The 25231-nt window shown below is 61.6% G+C and carries 22 protein-coding genes; 5 read left to right on the plus strand and 17 right to left on the minus strand.

The genetic code is table 11. The features are described from left to right. Positions 1 to 89: 89 nt before the first annotated feature. Positions 90 to 581, minus strand: coding sequence for a hypothetical protein (locus tag JNB89_RS14065; RefSeq protein WP_220362576.1), 492 nt, complete (start codon positions 579 to 581; stop codon positions 90 to 92). A 707-nt stretch (positions 582 to 1288) separates the two neighbouring features. On the opposite strand from JNB89_RS14065, the gene JNB89_RS14070 reads away from it, so the two are divergent. From JNB89_RS14070 to JNB89_RS14080, 3 genes are all read left to right on the plus strand, one after another. Beyond that, the gene (locus JNB89_RS14070) at positions 1289 to 2332 is read left to right on the plus strand and encodes a glycosyltransferase (RefSeq protein WP_220362577.1); all 1044 of its coding nucleotides are present in this window, start codon (positions 1289 to 1291) and stop codon (positions 2330 to 2332) included. Positions 2333 to 2379: 47 nt separating this feature from the next. Continuing rightward, positions 2380 to 3384 carry a glycosyltransferase family A protein gene (locus tag JNB89_RS14075; RefSeq protein ID WP_220362578.1) on the plus strand — a complete coding sequence of 335 codons (1005 nt, stop codon included), beginning with the start codon at positions 2380 to 2382 and terminating at the stop codon, positions 3382 to 3384. A gap of 252 nt (positions 3385 to 3636) precedes the next feature. Beyond that, positions 3637 to 5733, plus strand: a complete 2097-nt coding sequence (locus JNB89_RS14080; RefSeq protein ID WP_220362579.1) for an HAD family hydrolase — start codon at positions 3637 to 3639, stop codon at positions 5731 to 5733. A gap of 159 nt (positions 5734 to 5892) precedes the next feature. Here the strand turns inward: JNB89_RS14080 and JNB89_RS14085 are convergent, their stop codons facing one another. The 3 genes from JNB89_RS14085 to JNB89_RS14095 form a co-directional block, all read right to left on the minus strand. After that, positions 5893 to 7407: an acetyl-CoA hydrolase/transferase family protein gene (locus JNB89_RS14085; RefSeq protein WP_220362580.1), complete on the minus strand. Its 1515-nt coding sequence runs from the start codon at positions 7405 to 7407 to the stop codon at positions 5893 to 5895. A 188-nt stretch (positions 7408 to 7595) separates the two neighbouring features. After that, positions 7596 to 7823, minus strand: coding sequence for a hypothetical protein (locus tag JNB89_RS14090; RefSeq protein ID WP_220362581.1), 228 nt, complete (start codon positions 7821 to 7823; stop codon positions 7596 to 7598). 169 nt (positions 7824 to 7992) lie between these two features. Then, the gene (locus tag JNB89_RS14095; protein ID WP_220362582.1) at positions 7993 to 10158 is read right to left on the minus strand and encodes an FUSC family protein; all 2166 of its coding nucleotides are present in this window, start codon (positions 10156 to 10158) and stop codon (positions 7993 to 7995) included. A 199-nt stretch (positions 10159 to 10357) separates the two neighbouring features. Between JNB89_RS14095 and JNB89_RS14100 the strand changes: the two genes are divergently transcribed. Next, positions 10358 to 11362: a LysR family transcriptional regulator gene (locus JNB89_RS14100; RefSeq protein WP_220362583.1), complete on the plus strand. Its 1005-nt coding sequence runs from the start codon at positions 10358 to 10360 to the stop codon at positions 11360 to 11362. A gap of 110 nt (positions 11363 to 11472) precedes the next feature. Here JNB89_RS14100 and flgM read toward each other — a convergent pair whose 3' ends face one another. Continuing rightward, positions 11473 to 11829 (minus strand): flagellar biosynthesis anti-sigma factor FlgM, encoded by a 357-nt coding sequence (flgM, locus tag JNB89_RS14105; RefSeq protein WP_220362584.1) that lies wholly within the window; start codon positions 11827 to 11829, stop codon positions 11473 to 11475. A gap of 424 nt (positions 11830 to 12253) precedes the next feature. On the opposite strand from flgM, the gene JNB89_RS14110 reads away from it, so the two are divergent. Beyond that, a complete protein-coding gene (locus JNB89_RS14110) occupies positions 12254 to 12604 on the plus strand; it encodes a hypothetical protein (protein ID WP_220362585.1) in 351 nt (116 codons plus the stop codon). 210 nt (positions 12605 to 12814) lie between these two features. On the opposite strand, the gene JNB89_RS14115 is transcribed toward JNB89_RS14110, so the two are convergent. From JNB89_RS14115 to JNB89_RS14170, 12 genes are all read right to left on the minus strand, one after another. After that, the gene (locus JNB89_RS14115) at positions 12815 to 14620 is read right to left on the minus strand and encodes an L-lactate permease (protein WP_135893994.1); all 1806 of its coding nucleotides are present in this window, start codon (positions 14618 to 14620) and stop codon (positions 12815 to 12817) included. Between the two features lie 315 nt (positions 14621 to 14935). After that, a complete protein-coding gene (locus tag JNB89_RS14120; RefSeq protein WP_135893996.1) occupies positions 14936 to 16294 on the minus strand; it encodes an Nramp family divalent metal transporter in 1359 nt (452 codons plus the stop codon). A 173-nt stretch (positions 16295 to 16467) separates the two neighbouring features. Then, positions 16468 to 17178 (minus strand): GntR family transcriptional regulator, encoded by a 711-nt coding sequence (locus tag JNB89_RS14125; protein WP_135893998.1) that lies wholly within the window; start codon positions 17176 to 17178, stop codon positions 16468 to 16470. Positions 17179 to 17351: 173 nt separating this feature from the next. Then, positions 17352 to 18137: a carboxymuconolactone decarboxylase family protein gene (locus tag JNB89_RS14130; RefSeq protein WP_220362586.1), complete on the minus strand. Its 786-nt coding sequence runs from the start codon at positions 18135 to 18137 to the stop codon at positions 17352 to 17354. An 80-nt stretch (positions 18138 to 18217) separates the two neighbouring features. Further along, positions 18218 to 18613 carry a cupin domain-containing protein gene (locus JNB89_RS14135; RefSeq protein ID WP_220362587.1) on the minus strand — a complete coding sequence of 132 codons (396 nt, stop codon included), beginning with the start codon at positions 18611 to 18613 and terminating at the stop codon, positions 18218 to 18220. A gap of 14 nt (positions 18614 to 18627) precedes the next feature. Further along, positions 18628 to 19536 (minus strand): NAD(P)-dependent oxidoreductase, encoded by a 909-nt coding sequence (locus JNB89_RS14140; RefSeq protein WP_220362588.1) that lies wholly within the window; start codon positions 19534 to 19536, stop codon positions 18628 to 18630. Positions 19537 to 19565: 29 nt separating this feature from the next. Beyond that, positions 19566 to 20915, minus strand: coding sequence for an MFS transporter (locus JNB89_RS14145; protein ID WP_013339635.1), 1350 nt, complete (start codon positions 20913 to 20915; stop codon positions 19566 to 19568). Between the two features lie 63 nt (positions 20916 to 20978). Beyond that, positions 20979 to 21377, minus strand: coding sequence for a carboxymuconolactone decarboxylase family protein (locus tag JNB89_RS14150; protein ID WP_013339636.1), 399 nt, complete (start codon positions 21375 to 21377; stop codon positions 20979 to 20981). Positions 21378 to 21534: 157 nt separating this feature from the next. Beyond that, the gene (locus tag JNB89_RS14155) at positions 21535 to 22965 is read right to left on the minus strand and encodes an aldehyde dehydrogenase family protein (protein WP_220362589.1); all 1431 of its coding nucleotides are present in this window, start codon (positions 22963 to 22965) and stop codon (positions 21535 to 21537) included. A 22-nt stretch (positions 22966 to 22987) separates the two neighbouring features. Beyond that, positions 22988 to 23875, minus strand: a complete 888-nt coding sequence (locus JNB89_RS14160) for an NAD(P)-dependent oxidoreductase (RefSeq protein ID WP_220362590.1) — start codon at positions 23873 to 23875, stop codon at positions 22988 to 22990. 13 nt (positions 23876 to 23888) lie between these two features. Continuing rightward, positions 23889 to 24215 carry an NIPSNAP family protein gene (locus JNB89_RS14165; protein WP_013339639.1) on the minus strand — a complete coding sequence of 109 codons (327 nt, stop codon included), beginning with the start codon at positions 24213 to 24215 and terminating at the stop codon, positions 23889 to 23891. A gap of 73 nt (positions 24216 to 24288) precedes the next feature. Further along, complete coding sequence (locus JNB89_RS14170) at positions 24289 to 25212, minus strand: NAD(P)-dependent oxidoreductase (protein ID WP_220362591.1); 924 nt, start codon at positions 25210 to 25212, stop codon at positions 24289 to 24291. Between the last annotated feature and the right edge of the window lie 19 nt (positions 25213 to 25231).

Genomic DNA, 25231 nt, shown 5'->3' on the forward strand with positions numbered 1-25231 from the left:
CTTTCGAGGGACAACTTCGCGATCCGCGATGCGCGGGCACATGAGCAACACCGGCATGCAAAACGGCAATTCCGTTGAACTGGACATCATCAACCGCTTCGCTGGCCTGCCGGCACAAGCGGCGACCTGTCGTCGGGCGGCGATAGCATCGGGTCCGAAGAAAGCGCCGCGTACAGCGTAGCGGGATCGAAGCGCCACGGCTCGCGAATGCCCAGCGCCGCGCCGATCGACTCCGAGCAGTGCCAATGGCCTTCGCGATGGCGCCGGCTCCACAGCAGGCTGAACATGGCCGCGAAATTGTACGGCTCCCCCAGGTGATCGTTGAACCACTCCACCGCGGCTCGCTCCGCCACCGTACCGATGCCGGACCCAACGATATCCCATCGCGCCGGGTCCAGCTTCGTGACGACGAAGCGCACGCCCCCATCTTCTAACGACGACGATGCACACAGATACGCGTCGTCAATCGGAGCGAGGACGAGTTCGCAATGCGAGTAAGGACTATTGGTCCTCCACCGCATTAACCGGTTGAAGATCCCGGAGAGCCCCGGGCGCGTTCCTTTGTAAAAAGCGACCTTCATGAACTAGCTCCCGATGATGGCCCGCCACTTCGTCGCTGGACAGAACTGCTATTTGCAAACTGCGAATTTTCCTCAGACATTCGAATATTGCCGTATTGCCGCCGATCTCGAACAGTCTGCGACCTTAATCACCTGAACATATCTCGTGGTTTGCCTTGGGCGAATACATATTAGGAGATTTCAAATGGCACTGACAGATAAGCAGCGCGTGCCTGCCACGTTTCTCGTACGATGAAAACGACATTACACGAGCGTACTGCCATTTAAAAACTATCCCCTTTCGCAATTCGCATAAAGCGAATATCGGGCGCCAGCGCCACGCCAATCACATCTTATGAATGGGACAAGGCTTTGCCGCCCCGGCGGGGCGTGAGCGTCAGTCTAATCAACCGCGGGGATTTATAAGGCGATTTTGTATGACTACGAGATGGTCTATTCCTAGTACCATTCGCGGCGTCATCACGCATATATCGCAAGAACTGCATGCTGAAGTACGGTGTTCAACATTTTGCGCCTTAATCGCCCGATTTTAGGCCGCAAGTACTGATCGCTTAAACGCCTCCCCTACATTCGATCAGGTGAACTACCAGCCAATAGCGCACCCACAAGCCGTGGACCACCACGGCAATACCAGTCGTTGCTTTGCGGCGCGGCGCATGCCGGCTGGTTCGAGAGCACCTGGTTGATGAGAAAGCCGGAGGTAGTCGATGAACATGCGACACAGCGGACCTGTCTCAAACGAAGAGCTGTTCTTCTCCATCGTCATTGCCAATTACAACTACGGGCGTTTTATTCGTCAGGCGATTGAGAGTGCACTGACCCAGGATTGGCGCAACGTGGAAGTGATCGTGGTCGACGATGGTTCGACCGACGACTCGGCGGAAGTCATCCACTCGTTTGGCGACAGGATCACGGCCGTATTCAAGGAGAACGGTGGCCAGCGCGAAGCAAACAACGTGGGCTTCGCGCGAAGCGCAGGCGACATCGTCATTTTTCTCGATGCCGACGACGTTCTCGTACCCGGCGCGCTGCGCTCCATTGCCTCGGTATGGCGAACCGGTCTCAGCAAGGTTCAGGTGTTGATGGAGCGCGTCGACGCGCAGGGACGTCCGATACAAAACGTCGTTCCGAAGATCAGAAACGTCATTCCGAAGATCCCTCCCGGATTGTCCTGTGAGGCGATCCGTCACTGGGCTTATGAAACCTCCGAATATCCCACGCCACCGGGCTCGGGAAACGCCTACGCGCGCAGCTTTCTGGAAAAGATCTTTCCGCTTGATGGGACTTACGATTCGTTCACGGACTCAACCTGCATTGCCATGGCCCCCTACATGGGCGATGTCGAAACGATCACCGCGCCTTTGGTGCTTTATCGCATGCATGGCGCCAATGACAGCGCGATGAGTGCGAGCACCAGCAACTTCGGCCGCGAGATTGCGCGTGCACTGAAGCGTCACAGCGCCGCGTGCAAGGCTTGCGCAATGACCGGACGGCCAGCGCCGCCGCTTAGCACCCTGTTCTGTGCGCCGCACCTGCTGCAATTGCGGGTTGCCTCGTTGCGGCTCACACCGGCGCAGCATCCGCTGCCCGGCGACAGCCGCGTCCGGGCGCTGCGTGACGCCTTCTCCATTCCCTTTCGCGCGAGCTTCGAGCGTCCCGCGTTCCGCTGCCTGATCGCCGGATGGAGCATTGCCACCCTGCTCGCCCCGAAGAACATTGCCAGCACGCTGATTCGCCGCCGCTTCATATGAAAGACTTCGCAGTCCATAGCGCTTTCTATTCGTACGCGTGAACGACCATGAAGGACATGACGGTTGTAATCTGCAACCACAATTACGAACAGTTCCTCGCGCAGGCGATCGATTCGGCGCTCGCCCAGGACTACATGCGTACTCAGGTGATAGTGATCGACGACGGCTCGACAGACGGGTCGCGCGCAATCATCGAAAGATATGGCAGTCGCATCAAGTCCGTTTTCAAGGACAACGGCGGGCAGGTGTCCGCCTACAACCTGGGACTTCATCTCGCCAAAACCGACTACGTGCTGTTTCTCGACGCCGACGACCTGCTCTACCAGGGCGCCGTGACCAGGGTGATGCAGCGCTTCGAGAGCGAGAACCTGGCGAAGGTGCAATTCCGCCTCGACGTCATCGATCACATGAGCAAGTGTATGGGTGTGTATGTCCCACACTCCCGAATTGACGGCGACTGTCGCAAGCTGCTGCTGAACGGCTGGCTCTACCCGTCACCGCCGGCTTCGGGAAACGCGTATAGCGTCAGTGCGCTCAGGAAGATCTTCCCTGTGCCCGAAACGATGAAGGACCGCTACGGCGCGGATTTCTATGCCATTTATGGGGCGGCTCTAGTCGGACCGGTATCGAGTATCCCCGTCTCGCTCGGCGGATACCGGGTGTCCGACGAAGCAGTGGCAAACCCATCGTTCGCCAACTCCGATCAGACCGGCAAGGCGCCCAAAGCATTTCCGTCCCGTTGGCTGACGCTGCGGGAACTCGCACTGCGTCGCCTGGGAATGCAGTTGCCGGCCGACTTTCATGACTTCGCGTATGAAAGGGCCTATTTCTATTCGAGTGTCTATCACGCGCCGCTCATGACCCGATGGCATTGGATGTTGAGGGATTCGCACCGGTATCTGCATGCGATCGTGGCAAACCCGTTCTGGAGTCTCAAGAAGAAGGTGGGAACGTTGGTGCTCTCCAGCCTGTGTCTGGTTCCCTACTCACCTATCGCAGACTACGCGGTTCGTTATATCTGCAATCCGCTCGCTCGTCGTACCGCCCGTTAGCAAAGAGATGGAGGTCTCGTTGGCCGCCGTGACAAGAACGTTTGCCCGATGCGGAAAATTCGACGGCTGCGAGTCGGGCTCACGGCGTGGCAAGAGCGCGGCGCCAGATCGTTCAAATAAGCAACGGGAAGGATTGCCGACCTTGCCGCACGAGCGCGTTGCACCATTCCCATAGAGTCGGGAAGCGCAAAAAAGGCCACGTGACAGCGGCCTCGTCGAGAACCCTCCCCTTTCGATACGCGGAAGACACTGATGAATGCTACCAACCTAGTGCTCGAACGGATCATCAACCAGCGATTCGTGTCAATCGGCATGCGGCAGGTTTCTGCAACCACGCCCCGCCTGCGGGAGATACGCGCGAAAGAAATATGGAGCGGAAATGGCCTCGTCTCCTTCGATGTATTCGATACCTTGATCACGAGGCCCGTTCAGAGGCCGTCCGACATGTTCCTGCTGACCGGATATCGGCTACAACGCGAATTCGGCCCGCGCGTCGCGCCCGGTGAATGGTTCAGCATCCGGCAATCGGCCGAAACCAGGGCACGCAAGACGCGAGTCGAGCGTGAAGTAACGCTCAATGATATTTACGCGGAAATTGCAGCGTCGACCGACTTGCCTGAAGAATTTCTCACAGCGGCGCAGGCAATGGAAGTCGGTCTCGAGAAGCGCTTGTTGCGCCCCATAGCCGGTATGGTAGAGACTTTCAATCGCTTCTCGGTTTTGGGCAGAACGGCAATTATCTCGGATACCTACTTTTCTCAGGCGGACCTGGAAACGATGCTGAATCGGTGCGGCGTGCGGGTAAACCGCGCTAAATTGTTCAGTTCATGCGAATGGGGTTGCGCGAAGAGGACTGGCTCTCTCTTTTCAATCGCGAAAGGTTGCACCGTACGCCACCTACACGTTGGCGACGGCGTATTTCCCGATGTATTTCAAGTCTGGCGCGCGGGCGGTCGCGCAGCACCGTTCTTCAACGGTTCGCCCAGCCGACTGGAGCGCGAGCTTGGCAAAGGTGCGATCGAGCCGCCGCTGCTTAGATCGGCGCTGTCGGGCAGCGCACGCACGGCGCGGCTGCGCACCAGGGCCATCAGCGCTCATGACCAGTCGCTCGCCGAAATATCGGCGGGTTTCATGGGTCCGCTCCTGCTTGCATTCGTCGTGTGGATCCTCAAAGAGGCCCGACGCAGAAAGATCGACAAGTTATTCTTTCTCGCGCGCGACGGTCAGATTCTTCTGTCCATTGCGAAGAAGATCGCCAATTCGTATGGCTTGCAGATCGATCTGGACTATCTTCACGTATCACGGCAGTCGCTTCACTTGCCCGCGCTCCTGGACATAGCCGGGAGCGACCTTGGCCATTTCGGCCTGGAAGCCGGCATTTCGCTGTCTGATGTATTCGGCAAATTCGACCTCGGCGTCGACCATCCGGCCATCGTACGCTTGCAGAAGCGTCTGGGTATTGGCTCCCCGCACAGCCCGATGAACTCCCCGGAAATGCAGCAGCTGATTCAGCAGATCCAAACAGACGGTGAAGTGAGCGATCTCATCAACACAACGGCCGCTTCGGCGCGACAACTACTACTCGAGTACCTGAAGCAGAAAGGATTCTTCGCTGAGGGAAACATCGGTGTAGTCGACATTGGATGGCGCGGCAATCTGCAACGGTCGCTGGCGAAGGTCGCATGCAGCATCGAAGCAAATTTCGACCGGCGTCTGTCGGGTCTTTACTTCGGGCTATATCATCGACCGGAAAACTGCGGCAGCCTCGACGATTACCTGAGCGAGTCCGTTGCCGCGCCTATACGGCCCTTCATCCGAGGGCCGATTTTCGAGGCCATTTGCGCGGCGGACCACGGCACGACGACCGGTTACAGACGGGCGGCCGACGGCCTTGTCTATCCGCAACTGCTGACTGACGACAATCCGCAAGCACTGGCATGGGGCCTGAAACTGCAACAGGATGTGATCAATGCCTATGTGGATGACGTACTGGCGGTTCTCACCGAGGCCGGCATCGAGATACTGGATTCTCTGGAGGGATTGACGCACGCAGCGGCCATCGTGACCAGACTGGTGATTGGCTCACCCTCCCGAAGCGAGGCGATAGCGCTAGGCTCCTTTCCGCATGCGAGCGATCAGTTGCACAAGGTGTTCGAGGAAGTCGCGCCTGCGCTGCCGCTTAGCACCCGACAGTGGGTAGCGAGGCTGAGAGCCCGGGACGGAAAACCGCTGATTTCAGAATGGCCCGAGGCAAGCGTCGTTCGCGCGGTCCCTTCTGTCGGCGCCGGCGTACTGTTGGGTAGCCTGGGCGTGGCGAGATGGTTGCGCACGCACCTGACGACCCGCTAGTGCGGCCTGACGCTTGCGGAGCATCTGCAGCGGATGGACGTGTGTTGGCCACTATCGCGGCCCCAAATTGCAGCCCCAAATTGCAGCCCCAAATTGCAGCCCCTATCGCGCCCCGCGCCGTCGGCCGACACCACCTCTGGCGACACGCTCCGCGATCGTCTATACCTGCGACGGCACCGTCGGCAACATGGCGCCCGTGTCGCGCAGCCGCGTGTGCCAGGCAAACGCCAGTTCCAGCCGGTGCGGCGTCTGCCCGCCTGCCTTCAACGCTTCCCGATAGTAGTCGCGCAGCGCATCGCGGTATGACGGATGAGCGCAGTTCCCGATAATGAGCCTCGCGCGTTCGCGCGGCGCGAGGCCGCGCAGATCGGCGAGTCCCTGCTCTGTCACGACCACGTCGACGTCGTGCTCGTTGTGATCGCAATGAGGCACCATCGGGACAACGCTCGAAATGCGACCGCCTTTCGCCATCGATTTGGTTGCGAATATCGCGCACGAAGCATTGCGCGCAAAATCGCCAGAGCCTCCAATGCCGTTCATCATGTGCGTGCCGCCCACATGGGTCGAATTGACGTTGCCGTAGATATCGAATTCGAGCGCCGTGTTCAACGCGATCAGACCGAGACGGCGGATCACTTCCGGATGATTGCTGACCTCCTGCGGCCGCAATACGAGGCGATTGCGGTAGCGCTCCAGGTCGCCGAACACCTGCGCCTGGCGCGCCGCCGACAACGTAATCGACGCGCCCGAGGCAAACGTCATCTTGCCGGCATCCATCAGGTCGAAGGTTGAATCCTGAAGCACTTCTGAGTACATCTGCAACGCGCCGAACGGCGAATCGACGAAACCGCTCAACACCGCATTCGCAATCGTGCCGATGCCGGCCTGCAACGGCGGCATCTGCCGAGGCATACGTCCGCGCGTCATCTCATGCCGGAAGAACTCGATCAGATGGCCGGCGATGAGTTGCGTCTCCGGGTCCGTCGGCTGCACGGTGGAAGGACTGTCCGCCACGTCGGTCACGACAATGGCCGCAATTTTTTCGTGTGGAATCTCGATCGCCGGACTGCCGACCCGATCTTGCGGATGCATGATCGGCAGCGGCCCGCGGTTCGGCCTGCGCGCCGGGATCCAGATGTCGTGCAGCCCTTCGAGCGCGGGTGTCTGCGCCAGATTGATTTCGACAATCACTTTGTCGGCAAGCATGGCGAAGCTGGCCGAATTGCCGACCGAGGTAGTCGGCACAATACCGCCAGACTCCGTAATGGCGACCGCTTCAATAATCGCCACGTCCAGTTTGCCGAGTTGATTCGCGCGCAGCATCTCGACGGTTTCGGACAGATGCTGGTCGACGTACATGACTTCGCCGCCGTTGATCGCGTCGCGCAAGGTCTTGTCCACCTGAAACGGCAAACGGCGCGCGAGTACGTGCGCCTGCGTGAGCAGGCGGTCGACGTCGTGACCGAGCGACGCTCCGGTCATCAGCGTAATGCGCAAAGGCCCGGCCTCACGCCGCGCCCGTTCGGCAAGCGCAACAGGAACAGCCTTGGCGTCGCCTGCGCGCGTGAAGCCGCTGGCGCCGACACACATGCCGTCCTTGATGAGATGCGCCGCGTCGTCGGCTGATGTCACTTTCGCCCGCAGCGCGGCGCAGCGAATCCGGTCTTGATACATAAAGCCAGGTCTCCCCGTTGTCCCCAATCCATTCTGATGGTGCGCACGTCTGCGTTCTGCGTTGCGCTAGCCAATCCGACGCGTTTGCCGCGGCGCTCAATAAGCAGCTGTGCCGCAGCGCATGCGCCGGTGGCTCGCGGCAGACACCCTTTGCATCTGCGCGCGTGCGGTGTGCTGTGTGGCGCCGTTCAGCTTCCGAAGAAGAGGTTGCAATAGCTCACCGGGCCCACGCACTCTTCTGCCTTGACTGCCGGGTTCGCGCTCGCGCGCTGCGCTCGACCCTGCGGCTGGGGCTGGCTCGCCTGTTGCGCATTCGCCGCTGCCGCGTGTTGCTCCGCGGCGGCCGGAGCCGTTTGCGCGTGAGCGAGTGCAGCAGACAAGGAGCAGGCAATCAGGGCAAGTTTCAACACTTTCATTTCGTTCTCCATAGCTTACGGTTACGTGCCGGCGATCTGGAATTTCCTGTCGGCCAGGCAGTGATGAAACTATATGACCGCAACGCACCCGGATAAACACCGATATACAGAATTGATCTTTCCTGACCACGGAAAGATCGGACTCTAAACCGATCTTTGTGCGCGACGCTCAGCAAGCTTTGAACGGCGCGTCGTTGTCGAGCAACGCGGTCCGGATGAAGTGCAGGCAACTGAGAATGCGCTGCAGATCGTGGCGTTTGTCGCGCTCCGCATGGACCGTTTGCAGGATGGTTCCGGCCATCAAGGTGGCCGAGCGCACCGACCGCAGAGCCCGCTCGAGCGTCTCTTTGTCTGGACGCTCGAAGAGCTCCGCCAGATCGGCAAGCACGCGCTCGATCCCGCTGCGCCAAACGGGATGCAATTGGTTCGCATAATCGGCGTGCGCGCTTTCGTTGCGCAGATCGATCACGGCGTGCCCCACTTCTAGCGTTGCGAGCATCCACCGCAAAGCGTCCCGGCGACAGCGCGAGCGTCGCGTCAATAACATTCGCAATTGAGAGGTCAGGTCATGTGCACCCGACTGGAACCGCTGATTGAGACCGGACAGTTCGCCCCTGCAGGCAACGCTGACCTGGCCGCGTAGATCGCGCATGATGCGACGGACGAGCCAGGGCATGTCGGCGGGAAATACGACCGCTAACGAAAGCGCGGCTAGCAGCATGGATGCAGTGAGCGCAATGCCGTTGTTGATGAGCAGGTCCGGCGCATAGGTCACCACGTTATCGGGCCCGGCCAGCAAGCAGAAGAACACCGTGAAGCCGATCCCATAGCCCGCTGCGCCCTTGCGCGTCGCAATGAATGCGCCGAGTGCGAGCACCGGTGCGAGCGTCACGCAAAGCAATGGAAAACCGTCGATGTTGGGATACACATAGCAGGTGTACAGATAACCGGTCATGGTGGCCATCACCGCGCCGACCGCCATGTGGAGAGCCATTCTGGAGCCGCCTGGCGCTGCCGATGTCAACGCGCAAGCCAGTGCCGCACCGATCACCGCGAAACCGCCGCTCGGCCAGTTAGTCACGATCCAGAACCAGCCGGCGACCGCCATCACCGCAGCACAACGGACGAATGTGAACGCGACGACGAGGCGATTCGTGCGGCTCATGTAGGGCCGCGTCCCGCGCGCGCGAACCGGCGCGGCGCGAAGCGTTAGCGAAGCATCCGTCAGCGAATATCGGCTCCATTCGTCGACGAAACGGTAGAGCAATTCCGCCGCTGTGTCGAAGTCCGCCAGCGATTCGGCTGGGGCGGTTTCCAGTTGCCGGCGCTTTTGCCTCATGCGCCTCGGCAAGCCGGCCCGAAACTCCTGCAAACGCGCCGCCACGTTTGCCGCATCGATTTCAGTGCCAGGCTGTGACGTAATGAGTGAGGCAAGTTCGTGGAAGTACGGCTCGATTGCTGCAATGATCGCGATGAGATGATTCGCGCGCAGGCGCTTTAGCAGTTGATGCAACGCGTGCAGCCGCGTGCAGCTATCCATGAATTCGCCATTGAGGCGGCTTAGGTGCGCGCTGCGCGAACGCATCGCCGGATCTTCGAAGGCAGCGAAAATGCGCGTAGCCTCGAAGCCGACTATCTCGTCGATCAGCCCCGCGAAGCGGCGCTCGAACCGCCCCCGCACGACGCGGCGATTGAGCACGTCGGCAGCGAACACCGTGAAATCGTCATAGCGTTTGCGCAGCGCTCGCTGCAACGCAAGGCTGGAGCGCTGCGGCATGATGAGCGCACTGACCGCGCTCGAAGAAACGATGCCCACGGCAATTTCCGCCGCGCGCGTGAGCGCCGCGAGCAGAAGACCGAGCGGAGCCGTGACATTAGGGATGCCGATGAGCGCAGCGGTATATCCGGCGAGAACGAAGCCGTACCATCTGAAATGCCGATACCGGACAGCCGCCGCGACGCAGGCGCTCACCCAGGCCGTCATGCCGAGCATGTACAGCTCCGGCTGTTGAACGAACAGCCCGCCGAGTGCCAGCGCTGCGATGGTGCCCGCCGCAGTGCCGAGAATCCGGTAGAAACTTTTCGCGAGCACCATGCCGCTGAACGGCTGCATCAGCACAAAGACCGTGGTCATCGCGATGCGCGGTTGCGGCAGATCCAGTAACATCGCCATGCCGAGCGCCAACAGGCCCGCCATGACGGTTTTCAGCAGATGTAGCCATGTCAGACCGTCGCTGCCGGCCCAGTCGCGCACCGCCGGCCCGAGCTTGTGCAGCATCGCAATGCAGTGTTGGCGGGAATTCGCCGTCTGTCTGAGCGCATGCTCGCCTTTCATTCGGAATCGATCTGCTCGAATTGGTCACGGTCGCCCGGCAAAACCTGCGTGAACAGCAGGCAGGGCGCCGATTGTAGGTGCAGGCGAAGCCGCTATTAAGACGACAAACCGGGAACGTCCCTTCCAGAACGGACAACAATGCGTATTCGCGGCAGGCGGACAATACGGTCTGAGCAGTAAAAACAAGAAAGAAGGATTGATGGATACGTTACAGAATATGCGAGTGTTTCTGCGCGTAGTAGAAGCCGGCAGCTTCACCGCCGCAGCGCAGTCGCTCAATTCGACAACCGGCGCGATGTCCCGCGCACTGTCGGAACTCGAAGCTCATTTGCGCACGCGCCTCTTGAACCGCTCGACCCGGCGCCTTGCCCTCACCACCGCTGGCGAGCGCTATCTGAAGCGATGCCGGCAAATACTCGCAGACGTCGACACGGCGGAAGAAGAAGCCAGTTGCGCACACGAACGGCCAAGCGGCGCGCTGCGCATGCATAGCTTTGCCAGCATCGGCCAGCATTACGTGCTGCCGGCTATCTCTCGCTATCGCGCGCAATATCCGGAAGTGACCGTCGAACTGACGCTGTCGCAGCGTATGCCCGATCTGTTCGAAGGCAGCGCGGACGTCTCGATTGTCGGCGCCGCGACTTTGCCCGATTCAGACCTCGTGTCTCTTCCGTTGGGAACCACTTTCAGCATTCTCTGCGCGTCGCCGGCCTACGTGCGCGCGCATGGCACGCCGCAAACGCCGGCCGACCTCGCGCATCATGAGTGTCTGATCCTGCATACGCCTGCCTTTCCGCCTCGCGAGTGGGTGCTCGACGGCCCCAACGGCAGCGAGACCATGGCGGTCGACGGACCCGTGCAGGTCAACATAGCGGAGTCGTTGATTGCGGCGATCCGGGAAGGCATGGGCATCGGCATGGTGCCGCTGTACGCGGCGATTGCCGGCTTGCGCGATGGCACACTGGTGCGCGTGCTGCCCGCGTTCACGCTGCAGAAAATGACGGTTTATGCGCTGTACCCGTCGCGCAAATTCGTCGATGCAAAGACGCGGACGTGGGTGGAATTCCTACGCACGCATCTGCCGACAGTCATTGCACGCGACGAGGCGCTGCTTGCGGAAATCGGTCGAGGCGCGACCGACACGGCGTTGGAACCGGACCCGGCGTTGCTCGATGAAGCCAGCAGCATGGCGACGAGTCATTGAGCGGGCCTAGCAGGCCTGCTGCATCGGCCCCATCGGCCACACCTGCCGCGCCTGCCCCCATAGCATCACAGCGGCTGGTCGATTCGCCCTGCTGCCGACCGCTGCGACGCTTATCGGCTGCCGGTCTTGTCGAGCGTATTGCTGCCGTCAGCCGGAGCGCGAGTGGTCGCTTGCAAAAGCTCACGCGCGGTGCTCAGGATGCCGTCGGCGATCTTGCCTGAGTCGATCGTATAGGTGCCGTCACGCAGTGCGGCCTTGATCGACTCCACCTTCGCGGTGTCGATGTCCGAGTCGCCCGGCGTGCGTAGCGCCGAGACCGTGGAAAGGTTCACAGTGGAGTTCTGCGCGTGCGCGCCGCTCGCCTGCTCGACGGACTCCACGGCGCCTTTTGCGTCACTGTCGCCGGTCGCGCGCTGCGCGCCGTTGCGGGGCTCGGCGAGCGGGTAGCTAGTGGATTCGATCTTCATGCTGGGTTCCTCCGTTGATGAATCCTTTAACGGTCCCGACTTTGGAATCTTCACCCTCCCGCCGCGCGGCGGTCGGGCCCTGCATTCGCACGGAAGCCGAGAACCCTTGCCCCGCAAGGCTTTTCAGCAGATGCAACAAATTGAAACAAAGTGTGAGGAAGCGCACAAAGCGCCGCGGCGCTGAACAAACTACGGTGGCTCGTGTTTTGACGGGTCGTCGCGGGTGGCCGCGTGGCGGGCAGCCTTCTGCCCTGCCGCAACTCACGTCGCGGCGTCCCGCCAGCCGCGCGCCGCCGTTTCGACAGCCGCCACAACGCTTGACAAAGCCGTATGGCGCCCCCATCTCCCACTCGTGAAAAAACGCGCCCCACGCCCTCCCCAGCCTCAGTGGCCTTTTCCGCCGAGTCGCGACGTTACCGGCCGCGTGTTCGGCGATCTCGTCGCGCTGCAATATCGGGGCGCGGATGGCTGGCTGTGGCAGTGCGGTTGCGGCCGCCAGATTGCGGCCGCACTGAAGGCGGTGGAGGCCGGCGCAATACGCGATTGCGGGTGCCGTGAACAGCGGCGCATCTGGCGTTCGCGGCCAGGTTCGCCCGCGCTGAAGAGCGGCGTGGTTTTCGGGCAGCTCACCACGAAGCACTACGCGGGCGACGGCATGTGGATCTGCCAGTGCGAATGCGGCGCCGAAGCAACGGTAAGCGCCGGCCGCTTGCGGCTCGGCAAGGCACGCTCATGCGGGCATTGCGCCGTCGCATCGGCGGAGCGAGCCGCATAGCCTGTCGGCTCGCCCGCCGATCCAATCTGCTAGGTATTTTCTGCCGCCCTGCGCGTCTGGTTCGCGCCGGCTTCTGACCCGGTTCGCGTGACACGACGCGCGACCGCACGTGCAACCGCAAGACCTGCGCGTCGTCCGTCCCGTGATCTGCGGCGGGCACCTTCGACCTCGCGAGTGCTTATCGCCAGCTCGCTCCCGTAGCGGTTCCCGTCATGGCGCGACGGGGATCATCCACGGGACCAGATACGCTTGCAGCATCGCAATCACCCCTATCACCGCGGCGCCCGCAATCGAATGAAAGAACACGGTCCGGAAGATCGGACCCAGCGCAAACGACCGCTCTTTCGGGTCGTCATAGCAGGCGGCACACGCCACCATGATGGACTGCGCATCGATCATCTTGCCCATTACGCCGCCGGTGGAATTGGTCGCCACGATCAGCACCGGATTCAGATCGAGTTGCTGCGCGGTGATTCTTTGCAGACTGCCGAACAGCGCGTTCGACGCCGTGTCCGAGCCGGTCAGAAAGACGCCGAGCCAGCCGAGATACGCGGCGAAGAACGGATAGAGAAAGCCAGCGTGCGTGAATGCGAGACCCAATACGGCGTCTGTGCCCGAGTAGCGCGTGAGAAAACCGAGACCCAACACCTGCGCGATGACCAGCACCGGAATCTTCATGCGTCGCATCGTCTGCACAAATGCGTCTTTCCATTGAGTCGCGCTCAGTCTGAGCACGAAGCCCGAAAGCAGCGCCGCGACGAACACGCCCGTTCCGGCGGTGGACAGCCAGTTGATCGTGAATTTGGCCGCCTCGGCTTTCGCGTTGACCGGTGCAACCGGCGGCATGCGCTGAACGAGGTTATTGAGCGCGGGCATGTCCCAGACAGGCAGCGACAACGTGCCGGTAAACGGCGAACCGAGCAAGGTGGTCGAAAACGGCACCGTTGAAAAGAGACCGTTGAGCAGCTTTTTGAATTCGGGCACGCCCCACAATGCGCAGCACGCGATCAGAATGACCCAGGGCATCCACGCATGAATCGTTTCGGCGCGCGAGTAGCGGTACTTCCAGCCGTGCGCATCCGACGTGCTGCTCGGCTCGGCATGGCCCGCCCGTTCCAGCGCTTCCCGCTCGGAACGCAACAGGAAGCGGGTCTTCGGATGCCAGACGAAACGCAGGAAAAGCGCCGTGCAGATGACCGAAAACACGCCTGACACGACATCGGTCATCAGATGCAGCGCACTGCTTCCGGACGCGAAGAACTGCATCAGCGCGAACGATAAACCCGCGCACAACATGGCCGGCCACACCTCGAAGACCTGTTTCCACGTGCCGCCTTCCATCTTGACGAAGGTCGCGACAAGCCAGAAAGGCACCAGCACCGAGACGAACGGCAGTTGCCGGCCGGCCATCGCGGATAACGTCACCTGATCGAGTCCGCTAACAGTGGCGAGCGTCACGATAGGCGTGCCGATCGCACCCCACGCGACCGGCGCCGTGTTCGCCAGCAGATTGAGCACGGCGGCCTGGAACGGCCTGAAACCAAGACCGACCATCACCGCGCCGGCAATGGCAACCGGCGTTCCGAACCCCGAGGTTCCCTCGATCACCGCCCCGAACGAAAACGCGATCAGCACGCACTGCAGGCGCCGGTCGAACGAGATGTGAACGATGGACTCCTTGACGATCTCGAACTTGCCGCTCACGACGCTCATCGTGTAGAGAAACATTGCCGCCAGCACGATCCAGATAATGCCGAGAAACCCCGACAGCGAGCCGAGCGCGAATGCGGAAACGGCGGACGCAAACGGCATCCGGAATACAAGGCAGGCAATGATGAACGCGGCGATGACCCCAAAAAACGCCGCGTACGGTGCGGAAATACCGAGGTGAACGTTGCCTTGCGCATCGCGATGCCGGTGCAGCGCGATGAAATAAAGCAGCGTGAGGATCGGGACGGCGGCGGCAAGGGTGGAGAAAAACGCGTTGCCTAGCGGATCATAAACCTGATGGTACATGGCGCTTCCTTCTTGGTCTTGGAATAAGGGACTACCGTGCACTTTGCCGACGCGTCCTCAGCCTGCCCGCGCGAGTTCGCCTGTTTTCAGCAAACTTTACGAATGCCGACTCGAAGCTTTCATTCAGCCAGTATCCTGAGGTATAGCGGGGGGCGCCATCGATTTCAAGTTTTGCTGCCGCAGCGCATTCGTGAAACGCAAAGCCACGGCACCTGCGGGTGCAGGTAAAAGGCATGCCGCATGACAGAACGCGTGTAAAAACGCGTGCTAAACACGTGCAGAACGCGCCGCGGCCATCGCCCGGAAGAAGAACCGCTAGCCGGCCAGGGTGTCCAGCAGAAGCTTCAGGTTCAGGCCGACGATGACGCTGGCCACCGTCCACGCGAGCACCCTGGTCCACAGCGGAATGACGAAGGCGCCCATCGTCCTTTTGTCTGATGCGAAGCGCACGAGGGGAATCACCGCAAACGGAAGCTGCATCGACAGGATCACCTGACTCAGCAGCAAGAGTTGCGCCGTGCCTGTGTCGCCGTAGATTGCGGTAACCACCACCACCGGCACGATCGCAATGCCGCGCGTGATCAGGCGTCTGCCCCACGCCGGCAGGCGCAGCCTCACGAAGCCCTCCATGACGATCTGTCCGGCGAGCGTCGCCGTGACCGTCGAATTGAGGCCGGACGCGAGCAGCGCGAGCGCAAAGAGCGTGGACGCGATCCCCACTCCTAGCAATGGCGAGAGCAGGCGGAAGGCGTCGCCGATTTCGGTGACGTTGGTATAGCCGGCCTCATGGAAGGTTGCAGCGGCAACAATGAGAATCGCCGCGTTGATCATGAGCGCGAGCATCAGCGCGATGGTGCTGTCGATGGTAGCCCAGCGTATCGCGTCGCGGCGCCCTGCATCATTGCGCGCATAGGCCCGCGTCTGCACGATCGACGAATGCAGATACAGGTTATGCGGCATGACGGTCGCACCGATAATGCCGATCGCCAGGTACAGAACCTCGCGGCGCGTGACGATTTCCGGCGCCGGCACGAAACCTCGCAGCACCGCGGCGACTGACGGAGCGGCCATGGCAATCTGCATCGCGAAGCAGGCGGCAATCACAACCAGCAGACTGATCACGAACGCTTCGAGGAACCGGAAGCCCTTGTTCATCAGAAGCAGCAGCAGGAATGCGTCGAGTGCGGTGATCAGCGCGCCGGCAATCAGCGGAATGTCGAACAGCAATTGCAGTGCGATGGCGGTGCCGATCACCTCCGCGAGGTCGCACGCGATGATAGCCAGTTCGCAGGCGATCCACAGCGCGTAGTTCACGGGTTTCGAATAATGCGCGCGACAAGCCTGCGCCAGGTCCTGACCGGTGGCAATGCCAAGGCGCACGGAAAGCGCCTGAAGCAGAATCGCCATCAGATTGGACAGCAGGATGACCGCGAGCAGCGTGTAGCCGAACCGCGAACCGCCGGCAAGGTCGGTCGCCCAGTTGCCCGGGTCCATATAACCGACGGAGATCATGTAGCCCGGACCCGCGAACGCGAAAAAGCGCCACAGCCATCTGCCTTTGTCCGGCACCTGGACGCTCCGGTGCACCTCCGGCAGGCTGGCGTCGAAACTGTCGTCCCGATCCGGCCTTTTTCCGCCGGGGCGAGGCGCAGAGGGGGACTGTGGATCGAGCATGGGCGATGTACTCAGTGAGCGCGCGCACCGCGCGACTCGTGGCGACGGCATGCGGCAGTGCAGCACGTCCACGCCGGATGTCACCGCACACTCGGTCTTATGCTAGCGATGTCGCGGCCTCGCGTCACGCACTATCTGGGGCCGCTCGCCCGACATCCCCTTGCTGCAAACGCTCAACTACCCTCGAGAGTTGCAGACGAAGCAGGCGCGTCGTCCTCGTCCTGCTCTTCAAGCATGCGCAACGCCGCTTTCTCCGCGTTCAGCACGTGCTGGCGCGCAAGCTGCTGGGCCGCCTCCGCGTCGCGCGCCTTCAACGCTTTGTACAGCTTGTCGATTTCGCGCAGGCTGCTGGGCAGCCGGTCAGGATGCATCAGGGACGTCGCGCGCAACAGGTTCACCCGCGAATAGAGGCTGTTCAGGATCTCCTTGACAAGGTGATTGCCGCAATGGTCGAGCAACACGTCGTAAAGAGCCGCCTTGGCCTTCAGAACGCCTTCCTGGTCATGTGCCGTCGCGTGCGCACGCAATGTCTTGGCGGCACTGCCAAACTCGGCGATGGCTTCGTCGCTGGCAAGCCGCGCGAACTCGTGCGCCGCAAACCCTTCGAGCAAAGCGCGCAACGCGTAAAGTTCGGCGGCTTCGGCCCGCGACATGACCGCGACCACGGGTCCCTTATGCGGCACATTGCGCACCAGCTTTTCCGCCTCCAGCTTGCGCAGAGCCTCGCGCACGGAAGTGCGGCTGACGCCCAGCGTCTCGCACAGCTCGCGTTCAATCAGACGCGCGCCCGGCGCGAAGCGTCCACTCATGATGGCCTCGCGCAGTACGTTTTCAACCCGATGACGCAGCGTCTCAGGCCGGATCAACCCAATATCAGTCGACATTATTGTCTTCCCGTCCGACAAAAATCCAACCGCCATCATACTTCACCGTTGGTCTAATCAGGCGATTGGTGTGGACTGGCGCCGGCTGATATATGCGGAACACGGCGGTTGCCTCGACTCACTGCGCAAGCCGCACGCCTGAAGTACTGTCCGGCCGCTTCGGCGAGTCGGATCTACGTGGCAGTGCGCCGTTTTGCGAGCGCCGCTTCCAGCAGCGGGGCGCCGAGCTCTGCGCCGTGAATTCCCGTGGTACTGACAATCTCGAGCAGTTCCATCAGTTCTTCCGCCGTCGCGCCGTAGCGCAGAGCGTTTCGCATATGCAGCTTGAGCCCCGGCACATACAGATGCGTCGACGACGCGTCGAACGCGCAATACATGAACTCCTTGATTTTCGGACTCAGCACACCGGTACGCCACGGCACCGAAGAAAATTCGACATACGCCTCGAAAAGATCAGGGTCGAGTTCGAGCAGGCCTTCCCACGTGGCATGCCAGTAACCGCGGTTCTTCTCGAACGCTTCTTTCAGCGCGCTGCGCCTTTCGTCGAGCGGCACGGGGCCTGAGCGCAGCCCCTCCTCTTCCAGTACTTCCAGCAGCACAGGCACGCCGACGTTGCTGGTATGAATGCCTATCGTGCTGATCAGCTCGAGCACTTCCATCAGTTCCTCGGCTGTCGCGCCGCATGCAAGCGCGCGCTCAAGGTGATGTGCGACGCCCGGCGCATAAAGCTGCGTGGCGCATGCATCGGCGGCGAGCGCAATGAATGCACGCACTTTATCGTCGAGATGATTCCTGCGTTGAGGTACCGCCGAGAACTGTAAATACGCGTCGACAAAACCCGCGTCCAGACGAAGCATACTGTCCCACGCCGCGTTCCAGACGCCGTGCACGCGCACGAAGTCGTTCCTGATCTGCTGCGGCTCGCGCGACGCATGCGCCGGCTGCGCTCGTTCATCCATTCACTCACTCCCCCATGATGTCGCCGCTTCATGCAGCCGCGCAAACGCGGCGCAGGCCGCGTGGCGCACAGCCTGGCGCGTCAACGCGCGCCGAGTCCCTGCGGATAATCGGCTTCCGCCACTTCCTCCTGCCACATCGACTTGCCGATGGACGTGGCGATATGGACCATGTAGCTGCCGTCGCTTGCCCCGTGCCAGTGCCGCTCGTTGGGCCCGATAAAGACGATGTCGCCCTGGCGGATTTCCTGCGGCGCCTCGCCTTCCTTGCAGACCCAACCCTTGCCCGCCGTCACCTGCAACACCTGTCCGTGCTCGTGCGCATGCCAATACGTGCGGCCACGCGGTGCGAAAAAGACGGTGTTGATTGTCACGCCGTCAGTCGCCGGCATGACCGGGTCGGCCCAGACCGTGCCCGAAAAGGTCTCGCCGCGCTGCTCCGACATCTTTCCTTCTGCCCTGCCGTGAAATACCTTCATGAATGCTTCCCCTGTTATGAACTTTTGCGCGCGCCGTCGAAGAGCCGCACGCCGCCCGATACGTCTCCAATCGCATCGACCACCCGGTTGCTGATGACATCGCCATAGCCGAGCGCCGTGCCGAGGCCGAAACTCGCGAGCGGCCCCGACGCGTTCAGCGATACGACACCCAACTCGCGCGCGCGATCGACGTAAAGCACCACGTCCTTGGTCATCAGCTTGCCGGTCAGGCCGCCTTCCAGATAGTCGCCGTCCACGATCCTGGGAAAGCGATTCAGCGTCGCGAAGTTCACGCCGCTGCTGCTGTTGAGCACGTCGAGCAGCAAATGCAGATCGAGCCCGGCCTTCTTGCCCGCGACCATGACTTCCGCGCTGGCCGCAAGGCTGACCGCGTTAAGAAAGTTGTTCAGCAGCTTGGTGGTGTGGCCCGCGCCGCTGCCGCCCATGTGTGCAACCTTCGACGCGATGGGCGCGAACACCCAATCCAGCGCCTGGACCGCCTCCGACTCGCCACCCACCATCAGCGTCAGCGTGCCTTTCTCGGCCGCAGCCGCACCGCCGGAAATTCCGGCGTCGACATACTGAACGCCGCTCTGTGCGAAGCGCTGCGCGAGCCGTATTGTCGAGCTTGCAGCGGCCGTGCTGAGATCAACCACGATCTGTCCAGCGCGACAATTCGCCAGCACGCCGCCCTCGCCTTCGACCACGGCTTCCACAACCTTGCTGTCGGGCAGCGACATCAATACGACGTCGGCAAATTTCATGACGTCGGCCAGCGTCCCGGCAGGCTGCGCGCCCGCGTGGCTCACCCGCTCAGGCACGGTGTCGTAGCCGAGCACCGCGAAGCCCGCGTCGACGAGACGGCACGTCATGCGCCCGCCCATGTTGCCAAGGCCGATGAACCCGATCCTTTCCTTGTTCATTTCCGCTGTTCCTTACAGGTCGCTATGTTTCAGAAGTCCACGTCTTTCGTCTCCGGTCCCATCAGGGCACCGACCGCGCCGATCAGTCCGCCGATGCACAGCAGCACCACCGAGGTCAGCCGCAACGGCATGAACGCGCTTAGCCAGTCCATATAGAACGCGTAGAACGACGGGATGATCACCGACAGGCTGAAGCCGACGCCAAAGCCTGTCGCGCGCACATCGGTGACGAAGCGTTCGTTGATGTAGGTGACGATCACGCCCCAGGGCGAGGTCACGAGTACCGCGAGCAGGCAAACGAGCACGATGATCGTCGTCAGAGACAGTCCCTCGACGTTCGCCAGCACATACAGCAGCGCCGCGCCGAGCGTCGCGATGAGCGGGCCGACAATTGCAAAGAAACGCCGCCGCCCGATCACCTGCGCGATCATCCCCGAGCCGATGTAGCTGAAGAACAGCACGAAGTACGTGATCATTAGGGTCGACGTCATCTGAAAGCCCGTCAGATGAAGCGTCTTCACGAGAAGACCGGTAGGCAGGAAGATCGTGATGATGTTTTGCGTGAGCCAGAAGCCCGTCATCATCAGCAGCACCTGCAGCAGGTTGCGTCCGCTCTTGCCGTGCAGCAAGTCGGTGAGCGGCAGCTTCTCGGGCTGGTCCGCCTTGCCTGCCGTTTCACTTTTCCAGATTTCCGATTCGGCGACCTTGCGCACGTAGTACATCGCGAGAACACCCGCGAGCACCGCGCCCAGCACGAATGGAATGCGCCAGCCCCACTGCGCATACGGCGAGTTCATGCCGTTAAGCGGAAACAGCGCGAACATCAGCATCGCGACGAGGTTGATCGACACATACGCAGCGGGAAAACCCGCAATGATGAAGCCGCCGACGAAGCCGCGCTGCGACTTCCTGGAGTATTCGATGGCAAGCGGCATCGCGCCGGTATAGCCACCGCCGAGAAAAATGCCGTCCACAAAGCGCAGCAGCACCAGCGCCCAGTACGACGCGATGCCAATGCTCTCGTAGCCCGGAAGCAGCGCGATCAGCAGCGTGACGATGCCGAAGCCCGACACCGACCAGATCGATGCCTTGCGGCGGCCAATGCGGTCCGCGACCATCCCGAACAGCAGCGCGCCGATTGGCCGCCCGAGCAGTGTCGTGATGAACACCAGCGACGCAAGAATCGTTTCCATGCCGCCTGACAGATGCGGTGGCTGGAAGAACGCGAGCACCGGCGACAACACGACGACCGGCAGGTAAATGTCGAACATATCGATGTACTCGGAAAAGAATGCGCCTTTGATCGCATTGCGTCTTTTCGTTTCTATCGACTGCTCCTGTTCGGACTGAACCAGATCAGTCGCGGTGAGAGTCTTCATCGCTGTCTCCTTTGAATGTTATTGCGTTGCCAGGCGCGCGCGGTGACGCGCGCCCGCGTAACATCAGGCTGCCGAAGTCTCCGCTTCGTATGCATTGATGGCCTCGCTCGCCACGCGAAAAGCGGCGAGAGCGAGCGGCACGCCGCAGTAGATGGCCGCCTGCATCAGCACCGCGCGAATTTCTTCTTTCGTCGCGCCGTTGCGCAGCGCGCCCTTTACGTGCACCGACAATTCGTGATGCTGGCTCATCGCCGTGAGCATCCCCAGGTTGAGCAGACTGCGCGTCTTGAACGGCAGTGTCGTGTCGCCCCAGATGTCGCCCCAGCAACACTCGGTGACGTACTTCTGCATCGGTCGATTGAAGTCGTCTGCATTGGCCCACGACTTCTCGACATGCGCTGCCCCGAGCACTTCCTTGCGGTTCTCGAAGCCCTTTTCGAAACGTTGGTTTGTGCTGTCCATCCTTACTCCTCTCAGTTGCCTTACCCGTCCACCAATTCTCGCGCACACAGTTTGCATGACACGATGATTGTCCGACAATTCAAACACGTAAAATTTTTTTGGCCTACCTGCCGTCTGCTCACCGTTCGCCGCTCATAGGCTCCCGGCCCGGCAACCGTCACTCAGCGCCGTAACCGACCAGCGCCTTCACTTCGAGATACTCCCGCAAGCCTGCTTCGCCCCACTCGCGCCCGTTTCCCGACCGCTTGTAGCCGCCGAACGGCGCGTTGAAGTCAGCGGGCGGATAGTTCAGATGTACGCCGCCCGCGCGCAGCGCACGACCTACCTTGCGCGCGCGAGACAGATCTGCCGATTGAACGTAAGCGGCAAGGCCATACTCGGTGCCGTTCGCAATAGCGATCGCTTCGTCTTCGCTGTCGTATGGAATCATCGAGAGCACCGGGCCGAAGATTTCCTCGCGGGCAATCGTCATGTCGGGCGTGACGTCCGCAAAGACAGTCGGCCTGGCGTAGTAGCCCTTTTCGATACCCGCCGGCAATCCGGTGCCGCCCGTTACAAGGCGCGCGCCTTCATCGATGCCTTGCTGGATCAGCGTCTGTACGCGTTCAAACTGATTGCGGTTCACGAGCGGCCCGAGTTGCGTGGACGGATCGTCGGTCGGCCCGACGCGATAAGACTGCGCCGCGCGCTTTGCAATCTGCATTGCGTCGTTCATCAGATGACGCGGCACGAGCATACGCGTCGGAATGGAACACGACTGGCCCGAATTCGTGAAGCACGCGGCGACGCCGCGCTTCACGGCTTCGTCGAGATCGACGTCGTCGAGGAGAATGTTCGCGGATTTGCCGCCCAGTTCCTGCGCGACGCGCTTGACGCCCGGCGCAGCCGCCTGCGCGACCAGCACGCCCGCGCGCGTCGATCCGGTGAATGACACCATGTCCACATCGGGATGGCTGGCAATCGCTTCGCCCACGCCCGGACCGTCGCCGTTCACGAGATTGAATACGCCCGCGGGCACTTGCGCTTCGTCGAGCACCTCGGCGAAGAGCAGCGCGCTCAGCGGCGAATATTCGCTAGGCTTGAGCACCATCGTGCAACCGGCGGCGAGCGCGGGCGCGATCTTCACGACAATCTGGTTAACGGGCCAGTTCCACGGCGTGATCAGTCCGCATACGCCGATAGCTTCGAGCACGATGCGTGTGTTGCCCCGCTGCTCCTCGAACCGGAAACGCTCGAGCACCTCGATTAACGCGTTCAGGTGTGCCGGCCCGCGCGCGGCTTGCCCGTTGCGCGCGAACGTAATGGGCGCCCCCATCTCGCGGCGCATTGTCTCCGCGAATTCGTCGTAGCGGCGCTCATAGATGCTCAGCACGCGCCGCAGCAATGCAACGCGTTCTGCGACGCCCGTTGCCGACCAGCCAGGAAAGGCGCGACGCGCGGCTGCCACAGCGCGGTCGACATCTTGCGCATTGCCAAGCGCGAGCCGTTCGAACGGCACTTCGGTGGACGGATCGACAATGTCGAACCATCGGGCAGACGCGGGCTCGACCCACTGCCCGTCGATATAAAACTGACCTGCATGTGACATTCCAGGCTCCAGTACGAAAAGATCAGAGAGCATCGCCTTCGAGGAGGCGGTACATTTCTGTATGGTCGGTCGCGGGTGTTGAACGTTGCGCGGCTTCATCCCACATTGCCGCGCATTGCGCGCCGAGCGTCATCGGATAGCCGACCGACTGCGCGAGTGCCCGTGCGATCTTCAGGTCCTTGTTCATCAACTGCAGCGCGAAGCCGGACGCGAACGTGCCGCTCAGCATGAACTGCCTGACCTTGTTTTCCGACGTATTGCTGCGGCCCGTCGACGCATTGAGCACGTCCGTCATCACGGCGGGCTCTATGCCGAAGCGTTGAGCGACGTGCAGCGCCTCGACCGTTGCGGCAAGCGCGGCAGCCGACACGTAGTTGTTCAGCGCCTTCGCCGCATGGCCGGCGCCCGCGCCGCCAATGTGCAGAATGCTCTTGCCCATTGCTTCGAGAATGGCCTCACAGCGCGCAAGCACTTCCGCGCGGCCGCCAACCAGAATGGCCAGCGTGCCGTCCTTCGCTTTCTTCACGCCGCCTGAAACCGGCGCATCCAGATACGCAAGGCCGCGCTCTTCGAGCACCGCGCCGAGCTTGCGCGAGCGTTCAGGTTCCGACGAACTCATGTCGATCACCACCGCTTCCTTCGCGAGCGCGCTCGCCCACCCGTGCCCGCCGCCGCCCAGCAGCACACTTTCGACGATGGCCGAATTCGGCAGCATCGTGATCAATGCGTCCAGCGACGCGGCCGTGTCCTTGTGCAGACGCTGGGCTCCGGTCTGCGCTGCAAGCGTTTGCGCGCGCTCTGCGTCCGCGTCGTCGATGAACAGCTCAAAGCCTGCGTTGACCAGACACTGCACCATCGGCGCGCCCATCATGCCAAGCCCAATGAAGCCAATACGCTTTCGTTCTGTCATGACCGTTCGGCTCCTAGCGCAGCGCCGAGAACGCGGTGGGCGTCAGGAAGTGATTTTCAATGCGCGCGACAATCGGCTTTTCGGCTTCTGTCGCGTTGCGCTTGGCGATCCATTCGGCGTCGGCCTGAAACGCGTTCCACTTCTGCTCGCGCTCGGCGAGGCTTTCCCACTTCAGCATGTAGGTGAGCGCGTGGTTGTCCGGGCCAATCAGCGTCGTCCAGAAGCCGATCTGCTCGATCCCGTGTTTTTCGAAAAAGCCAAGCGTTGTCGACGTGAAGCGATCGAGCAAGGCCGGCAGGCGCGTCGGCGCGCAATGATAGATACGCATTTCAACAATCATTCGGATCTCCGTAGTCTTGAGGTTCAGGTTTCCAATGCAGCGGCATCAAGCGAGATTCAATCGCGGACGCGGCTCAGGCCGGCAGGCCGTCGACCGACGACCAGCGCTCGACGTACTTGACGAGTTCCGTCATGTCGCGCGCAGTACCGTCCTGCATGGCCGCGTAGTTCCACACCTGGCGCGCGACGCTGCCGATCCACATCGGCACGCCTAGCGCCTGGCATTCGTCGACGGCAAGGCCGATGTCCTTGCAGACGCTTGCAACCGGAAAGCCGAAATCGAACGTGCGCGGCAGAACGTGCTTCGGGAACTTGTCGAGCGTGGCGCCGTTCTTGCCGCTGCCCGCATTGATCACGGACATCATGACTTCCGGGTCGAGCCCGCCGCGTACACCCGCGACGAACGCCTCCGACGTGATTGCAAACGCGGTGGACGACAACATGTTGTTCAGCAGCTTCAGCAATTGCCCCTGGCCCGCCTTGTCGCCGACCACGAACACTTTGCCGAGCACTTCGAAGAGGCCGCGCACTTCTTCCAGCGCGGCAGGATTGCCGGCCGCCATGATTGCGAGCGTGCCCTTCGTCGCGCCCGCGGCCCCGCCGCTCACCGGCGCATCGACCGTTTCGATTCCCCTCGCTAGCAGAGCGTCGGCAACTTCCTTTTCCATACGCGAACCGACGGTCGACAGATCGACCATGATCCTGATTGCTTCGCCCTCTATCAGGCCGCCCGCTCCGACCGCCACCTGCCGGAAAATGGCGGGCGTCGGCAAACTCGTGAAAACGATGCGTGCGCTATCGGCCACCTCGCGAACGGACCCGGTCGCCCGCGCACCAACCGCCTCGAGCTGCGCGAGCGCCGCGTCATCGCGGTCGTAGACAACCACGTTGTGCCCCGCTGCGACCAACCGCCGCGCCATCGGCCGGCCCATCGTGCCGACACCGACGAAACCAACAGGCTGACTACCTTGCTGACTTGCTGCATGACTACTCGACATGACAATCCTCGTAAGAGTA

The sequence above is a fragment of the Paraburkholderia phenoliruptrix genome (genome assembly GCF_019511605.1).
Lineage (GTDB): Bacteria > Pseudomonadota > Gammaproteobacteria > Burkholderiales > Burkholderiaceae > Paraburkholderia > Paraburkholderia phenoliruptrix_A.